Here is a 16,984-nt window from a genome sequence, read left to right as displayed (position 1 = left end):
TCTATATATATTTTAACAGTTGTTTATACTAAAGAAATAACTAAGGTAAGCAAAGGGAGGAACCAAATGGATACTGGCACTCATCTTGTAATGGGTTTTACACTAGGAGGATTAGCAACATTAAGCCCTGTTGTGTTAAATGACCCACACTTAACAAATGCATTATTACTTACAACCATTATTGGATCTCAATTACCTGACAGCGACACAATACTTAAATTAAGAAACAATGCAAAATACTTAAAGCACCATCGCGGAATTACACATTCAATTCCAGCTGTTATTGGTTGGACTTTAGCGTTATCAATTATAATGACTTTATTTAATCACCGTGACCACTTTGGCATCTTCTTATTTTGGTCTTTTATAGCCGTAAGTGTCCATGTGTTTGTCGACTTATTCAATGCATATGGTACCCAAGCCTTAAGGCCCTTTTCTAATCGATGGATTGCCTTTGGAATAATCAATACTTTCGATCCATTTATATTCGTTCTTCATTTAATCGGCGTACCGTTTGTAATATTTCATTTTAAAGCTGGCCCAATTTGTATACTTTTGTATATTTTCATGGTATTTTATTACGCATTTAGATATCGACAAAAACGAATCGTCATACAAACAGTTTACAATAAACTACCTAAAGCGAAGCATGTCTATGTATCGCCTTCTATAAAATACACTCATTATCATATTGTCGCAAGTACAGATACACATCATTACGTTGGTAAAATTAAACAAAGAAATTTTACAATACATGATGAATTCAAAAGAATTCCATTACCAGTTATTGAAGATGTAAAAGCAGCCTTTAAAGACGAAAACGTCAAATCCTTTTTAGCGTTTTCACCTGTATATATATGGGAACTAATCGGCCACGATGATCATAAAGAACTTCGACTAATCGACCTAAGATATCGAACCGACACATACTACCCATTTGTAGCCGTCGTAAAATTCGACTATGACCACCACATCATCAGCTCATTTACAGGCTGGATATTCAGCGAAAAAAAACTACAAAAAAAATTGAAAATGGATTGAAATGTGGAAGGCGTTCGCCCTGCCCCGACAAGCATAAGACAAAGACCAATAAAGGTGCTTTTTACCTTTAATGGGCTTTGGCTTATGACTCGAGGGGCAAACGCCTGGAACTAGACATACTGAAAAGTGGAGGCGACTGTTCAGCTCCGACAAGCATAAGACGATGAACAGATAAGGTTGCTTTTTAACCTTAACTGGGCATTGGCTTATGACCTCGAGGAGCTAGGAGCCGAAACTAGACATACTGAAATGTGGAAGGCGTTCGCCCTGCCCCGACAAGCATAAAACTTACAATAAAAAAACGTTAGAAAGTCCTACTAGGAACTCTCTAACGTTTTTTAATGAAGTCGATTATCTTTTGACTCTTCAATATGATAACCAGGTGGCTTCGCAATTTTTAGTTCAGTTTCATGCAGGTATTTTCCGTACTGGTAAATAAACTGAGTAACAACTTTTTTTGACATTTGTTCACCATGATATTCTCCTGCTTTTGCGTATGTTGCTTCAAAATCTTCCCAAAGCCATTCTACCCAAACTTTTGCTTGTGAATATGTTAAGTGACTATTTTCTTTTAAAAGTAATTCTGTTAACTGCTCCAAATATTTCTCCATAAATTACACCTTCCAATATTTAAACTTGTGTCATTCGTTTTATATGCACTCATTATGGTCATCATAATGGTGATGGTTCATATCATCGTGTTAGCTTTTATTATTAGGGGGGCTTTACGTTGACAACTAAAAGTGAACGATTTTCAAAACAGAAACATGATATGAAAATTGATGGTGGAATTGATTACAAATCCAAAAATGCATCTATCAGACCAAATGGGACTATTAATACAAATCCACAAGAGCGTATGGTTAAAAGTAATCAAGAGTAATCATTAATTGATTAATTAAAATTAGAAATTGAAAACCAGGGGTTACATTTTCCCTGGTTTCTTTAATAAAGAAATTGGAATTCCTATTTCTTCTTCACTTGTACTTTTATATCCCCATGCAAAAATACCGTTCATATAAGTTATTGCAAATATAACACCAGGTTCTTCTATTAATTCGTATTGTTCACCAGGAATAAATTCATTTGGATCTAATAAATATGATTGAGCCATTGTTTTTTTACGTAAAATTACTTCCAACTCATTGATCATATCCATTTGTTCGGCTTTTCTAGCTTGATTGGTTAAATCATTGATTTCTTGAATTAATTCTTCCTTCGTTAAGTCACTATAGCGTTTTGGGATTTGCATTTATTTACTCCTCTGACTAAAAATAAGTTAGTTTTATTATACCAATATCATTCTAAAGCAAAAAGAAGAAAGGTCACTTTCATAACGAAAAATTATATTAATCAACCTTTCAGTATTCAATTATTCATTTTCTTCTTCTAAAAATTGCAGAGCCCTTTCAATCAATTCGATTGAGAACCCTTTGCGAAATAAGGCTGATTTCATTTTTTGGTTATATTCCCAATCACTTAAACCGTCGAATTTCCTTTTCGCTTTACGTGCATGAACCAGTAAAGCACTTAACTCTTCATCTTCATCACTCTCATAATTTGTTTCTTCAATTGCAATTGAAATAATTGAAGTAGAAAAACCTTTACGTCTTAACAGGTCTTCTAATTTTATCTTTTTTTGAGCTGTAGAATATCGATTATATGATGCAATCTTTTTTTGACAAAGCTGCATTGCATGGTCGACCTGTGATTCCATCGAATATTGCTTCAAACTATTTTCGATTACTGGATTCGTTATACCTTTTGTTAATAATTCATTTCGAATAATTGTCGGTCCTTTAAATGATGTATTAACTGAAGTTCGTACATAACTATCCGCATACTTTGATTCGTTTATATAGCCTTCTTCTTCTAATCTCATAATGGTTGTTTCAATCGTATCGTTAGTATGTTCTTGTTTAAGTAAATATTGTTCAATCTCTTTTTTAGTTCTCATCATTCTAGATAAGTATACAATACTAGCTAAGTACGCTTTTCTTAATTGATCAGCATGTATAATTTCTTCTAACTCAAACTGTTCAAAGGACATACCTTTTTTTAAATTAAACTTCACTAGTGTATCAGCATCAACACTAAATGAATATTCCTCACCTTTTCCGCTATCAGTGTAAATATTAAAACGTTCTTTATTTAGTTTTTGCACTTGGATTTTCGTTATAATAGTCATAAATTACCTCTAAAATTTTTTCGATTTATTATACACATAAAAAAAATAATATCATATGATGAATTAAGGAGATGAATGGATGAATATTCTTCTTACAGGTGGTACTGGTTTTATTGGGTCTCTTTTAGTAAAAGAGTTAATACGAAAAGAATATCATTGTTATGTTGTTACGAGAAGTCATACTGATTCGCAAATCCCACAAGTTACTTTTATTACTTGGGAACAGTTAACTTCAAATTCTTTTGACGAACCAATCGATGTAGTTATTAATTTGGCAGGGGAATCAATTAACAGTGGTAGATGGACGAATTCTGTAAAAGACAAAATTCTACAAAGTCGTATACAATCTACGTCAAAACTAATTACGTGGCTAGAAAGACAAGCCCATCGGCCAAACCTGCTTATTAACGCAAGTGCCATCGGATTTTACGGTACCTCAGAAACTAAAACTTTTACAGAGAATGACAAGCCTAAATCTACTGACTTTTTAGCTACAACTGTTCGCACTTGGGAGAACGTTGCAACAAAAGCAGAAGAATTAGGTATTCGTACTGTATTAGCTAGATTTGGAATTGTTTTAGGCTTAGAAGGTGGCGCACTTCCCAAAATGATTTTGCCTTATAAGTTGTTTATCGGAGGCCCAATTGGTAGTGGTTCACAATGGATGTCTTGGATCCATCTGAAAGATGTTGTAGGTTTAATAGTTCATTCCATTGAAAACAAGGAAATTCATGGTCCAATGAATTTCGTATCACCAACTCCCGTAACAATGAAAGAGTTCAGCAAAATACTTTCAAAAAGTCTGAAACGACCAAACCTGCTAAAGGTACCTGAATTTGTACTTCAAATGTTACTAGGAGAAATGAGTATGTTGATTTTAGAAGGTCAAAAAGTTTCACCAACAGTAGCAATACAAACTAATTATAACTTTCAATTTACATCTTTAAAAGATGCATTAGATTATACTTTAAAATAGATTTTTGAAAGGATTTATCATGAATTTATTATTTAAAAACGCAACTATTTTTCCTATTACTTCACAGGTTTTGTACAATCATGACCTTTATATTGAAAATGGGAAAATAAAAGAAATTGCACCTGAGATATCTGTTTTAGAAGACCAAACGATTGTTATAGAATGTTCGGGAAAGCCACTATTTCCAGGATTTATTGATGTGCACACTCATCTAGGTCTTTACGATGAAGGAACAGGATGGGCTGGTAATGATGCAAATGAAACGATCGACATTCTTACGCCACATATTCGTTCTTTAGATGGAATTTTGCCTTTAGATGTAGCATTTAGTGATGCTAGACAACATGGTATTACAACTGCTCACATCATGCCTGGCAGTGGAAATGTCATCGGTGGCACAACTTGTACAATTAAAACATATGGTACTAATATCGATGAAATGATTATCCAAGAGCCTTCTGGACTAAAAATTGCATTTGGGGAAAACCCGAAACGAATTCATAGCAATGGAAATAAAGAATCAATTACTAGAATGGGAATAATGGGGATGCTTCGTGAGGCATTTTATGAAGCGAAAAACACTCATAACCCTGATGATTTTAGATTTTTACCAATCCTTAAGGCATTAAATAGAGAAATCCCAGTTAGAATACATGCTCACCGAGCCGACGATATATTATCAGCTATTCGTTTAGGTGATGAATTTAATTTAGATATACGAATTGAACATTGTACAGAAGGTCATCTGATTGTTGACCATCTTAAGAATCGTGACCTTCAAGTGTGTGTAGGTCCAACACTAACGAGACGTTCAAAAATCGAATTAAAGAATAAATCCTGGTCTACATACAAAGTTCTTGCTGATGCTGGTGTAAGTGTATCTATTACGACAGATCACCCTTATACACCAATCCAGTATTTAAATGTATGTGCAGCAATTGCAGTTCGAGAAGGTTTATCAGAACAAGAAGCATTAAAAGCCATTACAATAAATCCTGCTAAAAATCTAAATTTATCCCATAGAATCGGTAGTTTAGAAGTAGGAAAAGATGGCGATGTTGTACTATGGTCACACCATCCTTTTCACTATTTGGCTAAGCCATTATTAACTGTCATAGATGGTAGAATTGTGTATAAAAACCTCGAATAAAATTTGTTTGCAATTTGAAAAAAATAGTTTATTATATTAAAGTAAGATTTTATGTGATTTATAAAATAGATAGTCTTAAACACTATTCTCATATAGTATTTTTTACGGGAAAGGCAAATGGTGAGCCACCAGTTTTCGCTGGTCCTAGTGGGTTCGATTCCCACCCCGAAATTTTAGGGTGCATTAAAACATTATTTCAAATTTTTTCAATATTTTAATGTACTTCAACGGACAAAACGTCAAAAGTTTGTCCTCACAAAAATTTCGCGGGTGGCGTAACCTTTTTTCGCTACCCCTATTATTAGGAGGAGTAGAGATGCTAAAACAGCGAGATTTACAAGATTGTTCTATACTTTTTGAACTAATGGCGCATCCTGATGTCTTTCCTTTTGTGCGCCATAAAGCGAATTCTTACGAAGAATTTTTATTTATCACAAGGCAAGCCATCGAACTAGAAGAACAAGGTAAAATGATCTCTAGAACGATTATGGATGAATGGGGTAATCCGATTGGAAATATTTCTTTACATGATATTGAAGACGGTTATGGTTTCTTAGGCACATGGTTGGGCAAGCCCTACCATGGAATGGGATATAATAAACCAGCTAAGGATGCATTCTTCCACGAGTTATTTCATGAACAAGGAATAAACTCTATTTTTATGCGCATTCGTAAGGTTAATAAACGCTCTTATTATGCTGCAAGCAAACTACCATATGCAACATTAGCTAATGAGACACGTTCATGCCTTTATAACGAGATCAATCAAAACGAAGAAATCTATGATTTATTTGAAATTACAAAAGATAACTATTTATTGCATACATTACGTGAAGATTATCAACAGCTTGAAGTTACTCACTTAAAAGAAGCATAATTTTTTTGTATATCCTCCACAAGAAATGGCAAGACTTACTAAGGATTTTATAACTTAGCGAGGTGTTTATTGTGGATAAGAGAAAGCAAGATAAAACTAGAAAATATTTAAGTGCTACACAGGAAGTTTTATATGCAAAAGAGTTTAAGAGAGCAGACCGTGCTGCAGGTTATAAATATAATGGTATTGGCAAATAATTTTGAGATGAAGGGCTTCTAAATCAAGAAGCCCTTTTATTATATTTAAATAATGAATTATAGATCGTTTCTACATAAAATCATTCATAAAAAATACAAAATTTATCTGAACAATATTATTCTTACGGTTGACCCTTTTCGTTTCTCTACGTTATCCTTCATGGAAAATATTATATGGTTGAAAACTTGTATTCATTACATTAAATTTGGAAAATAATGAACTAATTCATTTCTACTGTATCTAATATAAAGATCGAGGATTGTCTAACATTATATTCTTTTCTTAACTTCTCTTTAAAAGTAGCTAGTACAACATCAAAATGATCTGGATCTCCTCTAAGTAAAGAGCGTCCCTCTACTCCACCTTTTTCATCAATCAAAATGTACCAAGAAACTCGATATTCATTCACCCAATTCACCCTTTTTTCGAATTATTCATATACGATAAAAACTGAATAGTATTTCCATCAGTATATTCAAGGGTTGTGAATAAATAGTAGTCATTTACCTATATAAAAAGAAAAAGCTAATCATGAAGATTAGCTATCTCAAACTATTTCGGTTTGATATTCTTTATGATAATAATTTATATGCTAATTTTACACTTTCCTCGGAAGGTGTCTGAACTTCTTCCAATGGATATTTCAGTCCTAAAGCCTTCCATTTATAAACGCCTAATCGATGATACGGTAGTACTTCAATTTTCTCGACATGATTAAGTGTTTTAATAAAGCTTCCTAGATTTTGTAAATCCACAGGAGTATCCGTAATACCTGGAACAAGTACATGTCTAATCCATATTGGAACTTTTTTCTCATTTAGATATAAAGCGAATTGTTTAATCTGTTCATTTGGTTTACCCGTTAATTTAATGTGTTTTTTTGAATCAAAATGTTTTAAATCTAATAATACTAAGTCAGTATATTTCAATACTTCATCTAATGGATCGAGAAATGAACGATCAAAACTAAAGCAACCACCTGATGTATCAATCGTTGTATGAATTTTTGCTTTTTTACATTCTTTCAGTAACTCTAAAAGAAAATCAAGTTGCAATAATGGCTCTCCGCCACTGATTGTAATTCCTCCACCCGATGCTTTCATGAAGGGAATATACGATTTTACATCCTTCATTATCTCATCAACAGATACAGCCTTACCCTCACCAATATTCCATGTATCTGCATTATGACAATACTGACATCTTAATAAACAACCTTGCGTAAAAACAACATAACGAATTCCTGGTCCATCAACTGTTCCACAGGTTTCTATTGAATGGATGTTTCCCACCATTTAACCATTCACCTCTTTTGGATGTTTAAGTCTTTACTCGTTCTTGTCTTAAGCTTGTCGGAGCTGAACAGTCGCCTCCACTTTTCTTATTGTCTAGTTCCAGGCGTTAGCCCCTCGAGGTCATAAGTCAATGCCCAGTTAAGGTTAAAAAGCAACCTTACCTGGTCCTTGCCTTATGCTTGTCGGGGCTGAGCGAACGCCTTCCACTTTTCTTATTGTCTAGTTCCGCCTCCTAGCTCCTCGAGTCATAAGCCAAACCCCATTAAAGGTAAAAAGCACCTTTATTGGTTTGTGTCTTATGCTTGTCGGAGCTGAACAGTCGCCTCCACTTTTCTATTTCACATACTGTCATGGAATGTTCGGTTGATGACGTCGATTTGTTGTTCTCTGGTTAATTTTATGAAGTTAACTGCGTATCCAGATACTCTGATTGTTAGTTGTGGATATTCTTCAGGATGTTCCATTGCGTCAAGGAGTGTTTCTCGGTTGAATACGTTGACATTGAGATGGTGTCCACCCTTTTCTGTGTATCCATCTAGCATGGCTACTAAGTTGAGGGTTCTCGTACTTTCTTCTTTTCCTAAAGCATTTGGTACAATTGAAAATGTGTTTGAAATTCCATCTTGTGAATCTTCATAAGGTAACTTTGCAACTGAGCTTAACGATGCTAATGCACCTTTTGTATCTCGGCCATGTAGGGGATTTGCACCTGGAGCGAACGGTTCGCCTGCTCTACGACCATCAGGTGTGTTTCCTGTCTTCTTGCCATATACAACATTGGAAGTAATCGTTAAGACTGAAGTTGTATGAACTGCATTGCGATACGTCTTGTGTTTTCTCACTTTCGCCATAAAGCTTTTTACTAATTCAACCGCAATGTCATCAACACGATCATCATTGTTTCCATATTTAGGATAATCCCCGTCAATCTCGAAATCGACAACGATTCCATTTTCATCACGAATCGTTTTAACTTTTGAGTGTTTAATAGCAGATAATGAATCTGCACAAACTGATAAGCCAGCAATACCTGTTGCCATCGTTCGTTTTACGCTAAGGTCATGTAAAGCCATTTCAATGCGTTCGTAACTATATTTATCGTGCATATAGTGAATACAATTTAATGTATTTACATATAAGCCTGCTAACCAGTCTAATACAATATCAAACTTAGATTTTACTTCATCGTAGTCAAGATACTCTGTAGAAACAGGGGCGTAAGCTGGCCCAACTTGGACTTTTAATTTCTCATCTATACCTCCATTAATGGCATATAATAATGCTTTGGCTAAATTTGCTCGAGCACCAAAGAACTGCATCTGTTTCCCAATCGTCATTGCTGAAACACAACAGGCTATTCCGTAGTCATCTCCATACTCTGGTCGCATAATGTCATCATTTTCATACTGAATTGAGCTTGTTTTTATAGACATCTTTGCACAATATTGTTTAAATCCAACAGGCAAGTTCGTTGACCAAAGTACTGTTAAATTCGGCTCTGGTGCTGGACCAAGATTATCTAATGTATTTAAGAAACGGAATGAATTTTTAGTTACCAGTGGGCGGCCATCAATGCCAACTCCGCCAATCGATTCCGTTACCCATGTTGGGTCTCCAGAAAATAATTCATTATAATCTGGTGTTCTAGCAAACTTTACTAATCGTAATTTCATAACAAAATGGTCTACTAATTCCTGAGCTTCGATTTCAGTTAAACGGTTCTCCTCCATATCTCTTTCAATGTAAATATCTAAGAATGAAGAAACCCTACCTAGACTCATCGCGGCACCGTTTTGTTCTTTAATTGCTGCTAAGTAGCCGAAATATAACCATTGAAATGCTTCAATTGCATTTGAAGCTGGTTCTGAAATATCAAATCCGTGTTTTGCAGCCATTTGTTTTAATTCTGTCAAAGCTCGGATTTGCTCATTTACTTCTTCACGTTCTCTTAATAATTCTTCAGACATGACACTACTCGTCATATTCAAAGCATTCGCTTTATCAGCTATTAATCTATCTATTCCATATAATGCAACTCTACGATAGTCTCCTATTATTCTGCCTCTACCATAGGCATCTGGTAAGCCAGTAATAACCCCTGAACGACGTGCCGCTTTCATTTCATTCGTGTACACATCAAATACACCCTGATTATGTGTTTTTCGATATTCAGTAAATATTTTACTTATTTCATCATCAACTTTATAACCATAGGATTCACAAGCTGCTTCTGCCATTCGAATTCCCCCGAATGGTTGTAGAGATCGTTTAAATGGTTTATCTGTTTGAACTCCTACAATTTTTTCTAACTCCTTATTTAAGTATCCTGGCCCATGCGAAGTAATAGTTGATACAATTTTCGTATCCATATCTAAAACTCCACCCTTTTGGCGCTCTTCTTTTGATAATTGTAGTACCTGATCCCATAGCTCTTTTGTTGCATGCGTTGGACCTGCTAAAAATGTCTCATCTCCTATATAAGGTTTAATGTTTAATTGAATAAAATCCCTTACGTCAATCGTTTTTTCCCAGCGTCCACTTTCAAAAAGTCTCCATTGATTCATCCCTTTACTCCTCCTCTTTCGAATTAATACAGAAAGCTCACAATGTGTATAACAGATTACACACTTAATTTACCATATGATATTAATTTTCTATCACTTAGATTTTGTATATATTGTGAAATATTGAGCAAGTTCAATTAAAATACCTTATACAAAACGATTTATTCTACTCCAATCGTTTTTACTAAGAATTACCTTATTTAATTCATTCTCCAAAACTTTAAAGTTCTTACCTAAACTGTTATACTCAAAACATATTATCTGTATTATAAAAACCCCCGTCTTTTCCGTAGACAAGACATTCACAAACAAAATATGTGATAATAATATGGTTAGTATAAAATAACTGAAAGTAAGAGAACATTCTGAGGAAGTCAACATTCTTCTTTAACAGTGTCTTTAAATAAAAAGGAGTATCTATGAATAAACAAATCAATCTTTCTAATTCAATTAACGAGAAGTTAAATACTATATATAAAAATCAACTACAAAAAGTATTACAAGATGAACAATTACTAATTGGTACAAAACAATATGTATCCCAAGACTCTACAATTTTAGAAGATGCAATTACTGCGCTATTACTTGGCAAAAATATTTTATTAAAAGGACCTACTGGAAGTGGAAAAACAGTCTTAGCAGAAACACTTTCAAAATTACTTTATCAACCAATGCACAGTATAAATTGTTCAATTGATTTAGATTTAGAAGGTATCGTTGGTTACAATACGATTTCTTCCACACCTAACGGATCTGAAGTTATCTTTATTGACGGACCACTAATGAAAGCAATGAAAAAAGGACATATGTTATATATAGATGAAATTAATATGGCAAAACCTGAAACTTTACCACTACTACATGGTGCTTTAGATTACCGTAAAATGATTACTAATCCATTTACACAAGAAGTAGTAAAAGGCGATGAAAACTTCCGCGTTATTGCAGCAATTAATGAAGGATATGTTGGTACAAGTGAATTAAATGAAGCGTTAAAAAATCGTTTTGTCATTATTGATGTGCCATATATTAACGGAGAATCTTTACTTCAACTTCTTAAGGATGAATCTGAATTGCAAGACATGGATTTATTAAACAAATTTACGAGCTTCTCAAGTGATTTAATCCCTCTTGCTACTGAAGGAAGAATTAGTGAAGACGCTGCAAGTATTAGAGGAATACTTGACGCATGTGATTTATCAGTTCATATCCCTGTTCTAAGAGCGATTGAACGTACAATTATCGCTAAGCTTAGTGACGATATTGAACGAGAAACTGTACGTGAACTAGCAGAAAGTTATTTTCTTTCTTGAAATGAGTGAAATCAGATGAAACATGTAGTATTTAATAATAAAAAAATAGATGCTTCCACCTTTTTACAAATGGAAAATTTATCTATTTCTCTTTCTAAAGATCCCCATGCTTTTTTGGAATTTGATTTCCAAGCATATTTTGACGACGAAGAACAAAAGTTTACTGTGAGTCATTTTTGGGACAATCAAGAACATCTAGCCCAACTAAACGGATTAAAGTCTGATGTGTATTTAAAAGCATTAGGAAACAAACATCATACTGATTTTAAAGAATTTAAAGATACGTTAAAGGAGTTACACGAGACTCATTTAAAAAGCTTTTTTACACAACTTTACGTGCTCCTTGAAGATATTCGATTAGAAGAAATTATTGTTCGTCAAAGACCAGGAACAAGACAATTATTTTCTACGCGTAAAAATATATATAGAAACTATTTCAAATCTCAATTTAAAGCAAATGAAATGCGTAATTTTCAGCTTGATCAATTATATTGTTTAATCTATTTATCGTTAACTTCAACACAGTTAACATATCAAACAAATGAACAATTAGAAGAAGTTCTACCAATCTTATTCCAAACATTCGAAGCTAAAAAAACGAGTGATATTTCTTCCATTATATTTCAAGTCCAGCAGAGATTACTTCCTATATATAAGCAAGATATGATTCATACGTATTTTGGTTTTCTTCCATTAAATAAGTTAGCCGATACGACATCATGTAACAGTAAGGCAAAGGAATTACAAAATGATGACGAACAAGAAGGACTTGAAGAACGAAATAGTGAAGACGAAAAATTATCAACTTGGCATAGAGAAAGTAAAAATAATGAAAATGACGATAACTTTTTACGATTCGAAGTTGAGAGTGGAACAAAAACAGCCATAAAAGCAAACTTTGCTAGGGAGCAAGAAAGCCAAGATCAAGCAATTGGAAATGCATTTGGCTCATCCAAGCAAGGTGATCACAAGGACTCGAAGCAAACAGATGCAACTGAAACAGCAAATTCATCTAACAATAGTCACCAAAACCCATTTGGTAAATATAATAGTAATGTTTCAATCCAATATATTTCACCAAAACAGCAAACAATTGATGAAAAGAAACAATATTCCACTTTATCTGCAGTTGTGTCAAAAGATGTCAAAGAGTTGCGTAAGACGATAGAAAAGTCATTAGAAAACAAGCAAAATGCTCCCTCTGATAAGTACTACGGTCGTCTAAATAAAAAATGGATAAAATTATTTACTGAAGATAAACCAAAAATGTTTTATAAAAAACAAACTGAGTCAAAAGAATTAGATGCTGTCTTTTATCTATTAGTTGATTGTTCTGGATCAATGTTTAATAAAATGGATGAAGTCAAAAAGAGTGTCATTCTATTCCATGAAACTCTAAAGCAATTAAAGATTTCACACAGTATAAGCGGATTTTGGGAAGATGCATCAAATGCATCAAAAGAAAATAAACCAAATATATTGCATCAAGTTGTACCATTTTCACAGTCACTATACCCTTCAACAGGACCGAATATCATGCAGTTACATGAGGAAGAAGATAATCGGGATGGATTAATGATTCGAATCGTTTCAGAGGAATTAGCAAAAAGACCTGAGAAGCATAAGTTTTTACTAGTTTTTACAGATGGTGAACCTTCTGCATTAGATTACTTCCAGGATGGAATTATCGATACCCATGAAGCTGTGAAACAAGCTAGAAAATTAGGGATTGAAGTAATTGGGACATTTATTGAAGAAGATGAACATCAAGATGAAACAGTACAATTAATGAAAAATATATATCAACACCACTTTTTAATTGCTTCTGGTACGGAGGATTTAAGACTTCAATTAAAGCCCTTATTAAAAAAATTACTATTAAGAAGCATAGATTAAATAAGTTGTCCATAGAATGAAGAAGAAATAGGCATTTGATATTTAATTGCCTATTTCTTTCATTTTTTGGGAATATTTAAATACTTTGTCGAACGGATTTACAATGTAAAAACGTGCTTACCTATTGATTTTTGATTTTAAAGGGAGTACGATAAATTTTGACGACTTAGAGAGAAGCATATTTTTAATAAAAGCTAGTGTATGACTGCTAGTTTGTTTTGTATTTAAGGGGGATTATAAGATGCCTACTTCATTAAAGGCAACATTTTCACGTGTACGTTTCGTATTACTAGTTGCATTAGTAGTTTGGCTAAAAACGTATTTAGTTACTCTTATTGGATTTGATTTAAAGATTGATACTATTTTCCAAAATGTAATATTATTTATTAGTCCATTAGCATCCTCACTATTTTTAGTAGGGTTTGCGCTATTCTTTAAAGGTAGTAAACGTAATACAATTGCTCTTTTCATCAATTTTGTACTAACTGCTATTTTATGTGGTAATGTACTGTTCTATGGATTCTTTAATGATTTTGTAACATTACCTGTGCTATTTCAAACAAGTAATATGGGAGACCTAGGTTCAAGTGTAAAGGAATTAGCGAGTTTTAAAATTTTCTTTATGTTTGCCGATATCGTCATCCTTTATATCTTATTAAAAAAATATCCAAAACTTTCAAATACTGGTCGCGTTCCGGCTTTTATGAAATCAGCTTACTTTTTAGTCACTGTCGCTGTTGCAGTTGTTAACTTAGGTTTAGCAGAAATGGAACGACCTGAATTACTTACACGTTCTTTTGACCGTGAAATGCTTGTAAAAAACCTTGGATTATATGTTTATCAAGGTTATGACTTATCACTTCAGACAAAAACCTCTACACAAAAAGCTTTTGCTGATAGTAGTAAATTAACTGAGATCGAAAACTATGTAAATACTAATGGTGTAAAAACAAATGCCAAACTTTTCGGAAAATATCAAGGTAAAAACGTAATTGTTATTTCTCTTGAATCAATGCAAACCTTTACAATAGGTGCAAAAGTAAATGGTAAAGAAATCACACCGTTTTTAAATCAATACATTAAAGAAAGTTATTATTTTGACCACTTCTATCACCAAACAGGTCAAGGTAAAACATCAGATGCTGAATTTATCATTGATAATTCTTTATATCCTTTAGATCGTGGTGCTGTTTACTTCACTCATGCAAATAATGAGTTTATGGGCACTCCAGAATTATTAAAGGATAAAGGTTACTATTCAGCAGTATTCCATGCAAATAATAAAAGTTTTTGGAATCGAAATGTAATGTACCCTACTTTAGGTTATGATCGCTACTTCAATGAAGTAGATTACGATATTAATGATGAAAATTCTGTTAACTGGGGATTGAAGGATGAGGATTTCTTCCAACAATCATTACCTTTATTAAATCAATTAAAACAACCGTTTTACTCTCGCTTTTTAACATTGTCTAATCATTATCCGTTTACACTAGATCCTGAAGATCAATATATTGATCAATTCAACTCTGGTGACGAAACATTAGATCGCTACGTAACGACGGTTCGATATATGGATGAATCAATTAAACATTTTATTGATGGATTGAAATCTTCGGGTCTATACGATAATACAATTATTGTCATGTATGGTGACCATTACGGTATATCAGAAAATCATAATAGAGCAATGGCTCAATTCCTTGGAAAAGAAGAGATCACTCCTTATGATCACATGGACTTACAACGTACGCCATTAATTATTCATTTACCAAAACAAGAAACTGGTAAAACAATTTCAAAAATCGCTGGCCAAATAGACGTAAAACCTACTATTCTACATCTATTAGGGGTCGATACTAAAACTGATATTGAATTCGGAAAAGACTTATTTAGTCCAAATCATCCTGAATTTACGGTTTTCAGAGACGGTAGCTTCGTAACAAGTAAATATTATTATGTAGCTGGGTCTACTACCTTCTACGATCGATTTACTGGTGAAAATGTTGAAGTTGAGGAACAAGAGTCTAAACAATTAATCGACAAAGCGAAAAAAGAATTAACGCTATCAGATAACATTGTGTATGGTGACTTATTCAGATTCTATACCAATAACAAATATAAAACTGGTACAATGAAAACAATCACAGAACCAAATGAGTAAGAGGTGCTTTTACAAGCATCTCTTTTTGTTATAATATGGTAGTTATATAGGACATTTAAAATATTATATATATTTGCACTTTATATAAATTTTCGAAAAGGAGGACTTTACATTGTTTAGAAATTCAAAATTATTATTTTGGACGATTGAACTACTATTGTTATTTTTAGTATTATTTGTTGGAACGAAAATAACCTTCTTATTCCAACCAATCGCTATCTTAATTAGTACATTGTTCGCGCCAATACTTGTTTCAGTCTTTCTTTACTTCTTATTCGCTCCAATTATAGATTTCTTAGAGCGAAAAAAAATTCCAAGATCGATTGGTATTATCATTTTATATGTTGCATTGATTTTAATTGCAGTCATATCTACTGTTAATGTATTCCCAACTTTAATGGAACAGTTTAAAGATTTGGTAAATAAAATGCCACGAATTGTGGATCAAACAACAAATCAACTTGGACTATTAGAAGACTGGTTAGGAAGCCAAAATTACGTCGAGATTAAAGATATAGAGCAAAAGGTTGCAGATTATGCTGTTGTCTTTATTGGTGGTATTACAGGTGGAATCGGAGCCATTTTTAGTGTCTTAAGTAATGTAACTTTAATAATCTTAACAGTTCCATTCATTTTATTTTACATGTTTAAAGATGGACACAAGTTCCCTAAAGCTATGTCTCGCTTTTTACCACCAAGTTTACGAAATGAAGCAATACATATAGCGAAAGAAACAAGTGAAACATTAGCTTCTTATATTCAAGGGCAAACGCTAGTTTGTATATTTGTAGGAATTGGTACATTTATCGGATATAGTATTATCGGTTTACAAAATGCTTTAATTTTAGGCTTAGTCGCAGCAATCACAAATATTATTCCTTATTTTGGACCATTTATCGGTGGAGCTCCTGCTGTTATTATTGCCGCTCTTATTTCACCAAAATTAGCTTTGCTTGTTGTACTGATTATATTAATTGTTCAACAAATTGACTCAAACTTAATCTCGCCTTATATCATGGGCAAAAAACTAAATATCCACCCACTTACAATCATTCTTTTATTATTATTTGCAGGCAATTTTGCTGGCGTAATGGGTATGATTCTTGCTGTACCAACATATGCAATCTGTAAAGTGGTCGTTGTCAATATTGCAAGAATTATCCGTTTAAGAAAAAAAGCTAAATTTGCTGATAAAATAATAGATGATGAGATTGAAACAAACATTGAGATTAATATAAACAATGATGATCCTGAACTAAATAAAAAAGATTAATTCGAGCAAAAAAGCCGGTAACTATGTATTTAAAATACAGCGTTACCGG

The 16,984-nt window shown here is 33.2% G+C and carries 16 protein-coding genes; 10 read left to right on the top strand and 6 right to left on the bottom strand.

Features of this window, described 5'->3' with window-relative positions; genetic code table 11:
- The first annotated feature begins 66 nt into the window (after positions 1–66).
- Positions 67–1,041 carry a metal-dependent hydrolase gene (locus tag CAB05_RS17840; RefSeq protein WP_088002357.1) on the top strand — a complete coding sequence of 325 codons (975 nt, stop codon included), beginning with the start codon at positions 67–69 and terminating at the stop codon, positions 1,039–1,041.
- A 338-nt stretch (positions 1,042–1,379) separates the two neighbouring features.
- On the opposite strand, the gene CAB05_RS17835 is transcribed toward CAB05_RS17840, so the two are convergent.
- Positions 1,380–1,652, bottom strand: a complete 273-nt coding sequence (locus tag CAB05_RS17835) for a YfhJ family protein (protein WP_088002355.1) — start codon at positions 1,650–1,652, stop codon at positions 1,380–1,382.
- A 119-nt stretch (positions 1,653–1,771) separates the two neighbouring features.
- Between CAB05_RS17835 and sspK the strand changes: the two genes are divergently transcribed.
- On the top strand, positions 1,772–1,924 hold the full coding sequence (gene sspK / locus CAB05_RS17830) for a small acid-soluble spore protein K (RefSeq protein ID WP_088002353.1): 153 nt from the start codon (positions 1,772–1,774) through the stop codon (positions 1,922–1,924).
- A 42-nt stretch (positions 1,925–1,966) separates the two neighbouring features.
- Here the strand turns inward: sspK and CAB05_RS17825 are convergent, their stop codons facing one another.
- Together CAB05_RS17825 and recX are read right to left on the bottom strand one after the other, a co-directional pair.
- Positions 1,967–2,293, bottom strand: coding sequence for a YfhH family protein (locus CAB05_RS17825; RefSeq protein ID WP_088002351.1), 327 nt, complete (start codon positions 2,291–2,293; stop codon positions 1,967–1,969).
- A gap of 120 nt (positions 2,294–2,413) precedes the next feature.
- Positions 2,414–3,229 (bottom strand): recombination regulator RecX, encoded by an 816-nt coding sequence (gene recX, locus CAB05_RS17820; protein WP_088002349.1) that lies wholly within the window; start codon positions 3,227–3,229, stop codon positions 2,414–2,416.
- A 79-nt stretch (positions 3,230–3,308) separates the two neighbouring features.
- Between recX and CAB05_RS17815 the strand changes: the two genes are divergently transcribed.
- The 4 genes from CAB05_RS17815 to CAB05_RS17800 all read left to right on the top strand — a co-directional run bounded on the left by CAB05_RS17815 (position 3,309) and on the right by CAB05_RS17800 (position 6,429).
- Positions 3,309–4,205, top strand: coding sequence for a TIGR01777 family oxidoreductase (locus CAB05_RS17815; RefSeq protein WP_088002347.1), 897 nt, complete (start codon positions 3,309–3,311; stop codon positions 4,203–4,205).
- 19 nt (positions 4,206–4,224) lie between these two features.
- On the top strand, positions 4,225–5,355 hold the full coding sequence (locus CAB05_RS17810; protein WP_088002344.1) for an amidohydrolase: 1,131 nt from the start codon (positions 4,225–4,227) through the stop codon (positions 5,353–5,355).
- Between the two features lie 316 nt (positions 5,356–5,671).
- Positions 5,672–6,232, top strand: coding sequence for a GNAT family N-acetyltransferase (locus CAB05_RS17805; protein ID WP_088002342.1), 561 nt, complete (start codon positions 5,672–5,674; stop codon positions 6,230–6,232).
- Positions 6,233–6,303: 71 nt separating this feature from the next.
- On the top strand, positions 6,304–6,429 hold the full coding sequence (locus CAB05_RS17800; RefSeq protein WP_088002340.1) for a YfhE family protein: 126 nt from the start codon (positions 6,304–6,306) through the stop codon (positions 6,427–6,429).
- Positions 6,430–6,650: 221 nt separating this feature from the next.
- Here the strand turns inward: CAB05_RS17800 and CAB05_RS17795 are convergent, their stop codons facing one another.
- The 3 genes from CAB05_RS17795 to pflB all read right to left on the bottom strand — a co-directional run bounded on the left by CAB05_RS17795 (position 6,651) and on the right by pflB (position 10,289).
- A complete protein-coding gene (locus CAB05_RS17795) occupies positions 6,651–6,839 on the bottom strand; it encodes a hypothetical protein (RefSeq protein ID WP_088002338.1) in 189 nt (62 codons plus the stop codon).
- 163 nt (positions 6,840–7,002) lie between these two features.
- Positions 7,003–7,725 carry a pyruvate formate-lyase-activating protein gene (gene pflA, locus CAB05_RS17790; protein ID WP_088002336.1) on the bottom strand — a complete coding sequence of 241 codons (723 nt, stop codon included), beginning with the start codon at positions 7,723–7,725 and terminating at the stop codon, positions 7,003–7,005.
- Between the two features lie 338 nt (positions 7,726–8,063).
- Positions 8,064–10,289, bottom strand: coding sequence for a formate C-acetyltransferase (pflB, locus tag CAB05_RS17785; protein ID WP_088002334.1), 2,226 nt, complete (start codon positions 10,287–10,289; stop codon positions 8,064–8,066).
- Positions 10,290–10,708: 419 nt separating this feature from the next.
- Here pflB and CAB05_RS17780 point away from each other — a divergent pair, with 419 nt between their 5' ends.
- The 4 genes from CAB05_RS17780 to CAB05_RS17765 all read left to right on the top strand — a co-directional run bounded on the left by CAB05_RS17780 (position 10,709) and on the right by CAB05_RS17765 (position 16,935).
- Positions 10,709–11,602: an ATP-binding protein gene (locus tag CAB05_RS17780; protein ID WP_088002332.1), complete on the top strand. Its 894-nt coding sequence runs from the start codon at positions 10,709–10,711 to the stop codon at positions 11,600–11,602.
- A 15-nt stretch (positions 11,603–11,617) separates the two neighbouring features.
- Complete coding sequence (locus CAB05_RS17775) at positions 11,618–13,498, top strand: vWA domain-containing protein (RefSeq protein ID WP_158093305.1); 1,881 nt, start codon at positions 11,618–11,620, stop codon at positions 13,496–13,498.
- Positions 13,499–13,739: 241 nt separating this feature from the next.
- A complete protein-coding gene (locus tag CAB05_RS17770) occupies positions 13,740–15,662 on the top strand; it encodes an LTA synthase family protein (protein ID WP_088002330.1) in 1,923 nt (640 codons plus the stop codon).
- Positions 15,663–15,774: 112 nt separating this feature from the next.
- On the top strand, positions 15,775–16,935 hold the full coding sequence (locus CAB05_RS17765) for an AI-2E family transporter (RefSeq protein WP_088002328.1): 1,161 nt from the start codon (positions 15,775–15,777) through the stop codon (positions 16,933–16,935).
- Positions 16,936–16,984: the final 49 nt, after the last annotated feature.

Origin of the sequence: Gottfriedia solisilvae (assembly GCF_002128405.1) — a bacterium.
Taxonomy (GTDB): Bacteria; Bacillota; Bacilli; order Bacillales; family Bacillaceae_G; genus Gottfriedia; species Gottfriedia solisilvae.
This window is presented reverse-complemented; position numbering and strand designations above follow the sequence as displayed.

Bases quoted from the DNA above. Each gene is read 5' to 3' on its own strand.
- recX (WP_088002349.1), bottom strand. From the start codon at position 3,229: ATGACTATTATAACGAAAATCCAAGTGCAAAAACTAAATAAAGAACGT.
- pflA (WP_088002336.1), bottom strand. From the start codon at position 7,725: ATGGTGGGAAACATCCATTCAATAGAAACCTGTGGAACAGTTGATGGA.
- pflB (WP_088002334.1), bottom strand. From the start codon at position 10,289: ATGAATCAATGGAGACTTTTTGAAAGTGGACGCTGGGAAAAAACGATT.
- CAB05_RS17825 (WP_088002351.1), bottom strand. From the start codon at position 2,293: ATGCAAATCCCAAAACGCTATAGTGACTTAACGAAGGAAGAATTAATT.
- CAB05_RS17835 (WP_088002355.1), bottom strand. From the start codon at position 1,652: ATGGAGAAATATTTGGAGCAGTTAACAGAATTACTTTTAAAAGAAAAT.
- CAB05_RS17805 (WP_088002342.1), top strand. From the start codon at position 5,672: ATGCTAAAACAGCGAGATTTACAAGATTGTTCTATACTTTTTGAACTA.
- CAB05_RS17770 (WP_088002330.1), top strand. From the start codon at position 13,740: ATGCCTACTTCATTAAAGGCAACATTTTCACGTGTACGTTTCGTATTA.
- CAB05_RS17780 (WP_088002332.1), top strand. From the start codon at position 10,709: ATGAATAAACAAATCAATCTTTCTAATTCAATTAACGAGAAGTTAAAT.
- CAB05_RS17810 (WP_088002344.1), top strand. From the start codon at position 4,225: ATGAATTTATTATTTAAAAACGCAACTATTTTTCCTATTACTTCACAG.
- CAB05_RS17815 (WP_088002347.1), top strand. From the start codon at position 3,309: ATGAATATTCTTCTTACAGGTGGTACTGGTTTTATTGGGTCTCTTTTA.
- CAB05_RS17775 (WP_158093305.1), top strand. From the start codon at position 11,618: ATGAAACATGTAGTATTTAATAATAAAAAAATAGATGCTTCCACCTTT.
- CAB05_RS17840 (WP_088002357.1), top strand. From the start codon at position 67: ATGGATACTGGCACTCATCTTGTAATGGGTTTTACACTAGGAGGATTA.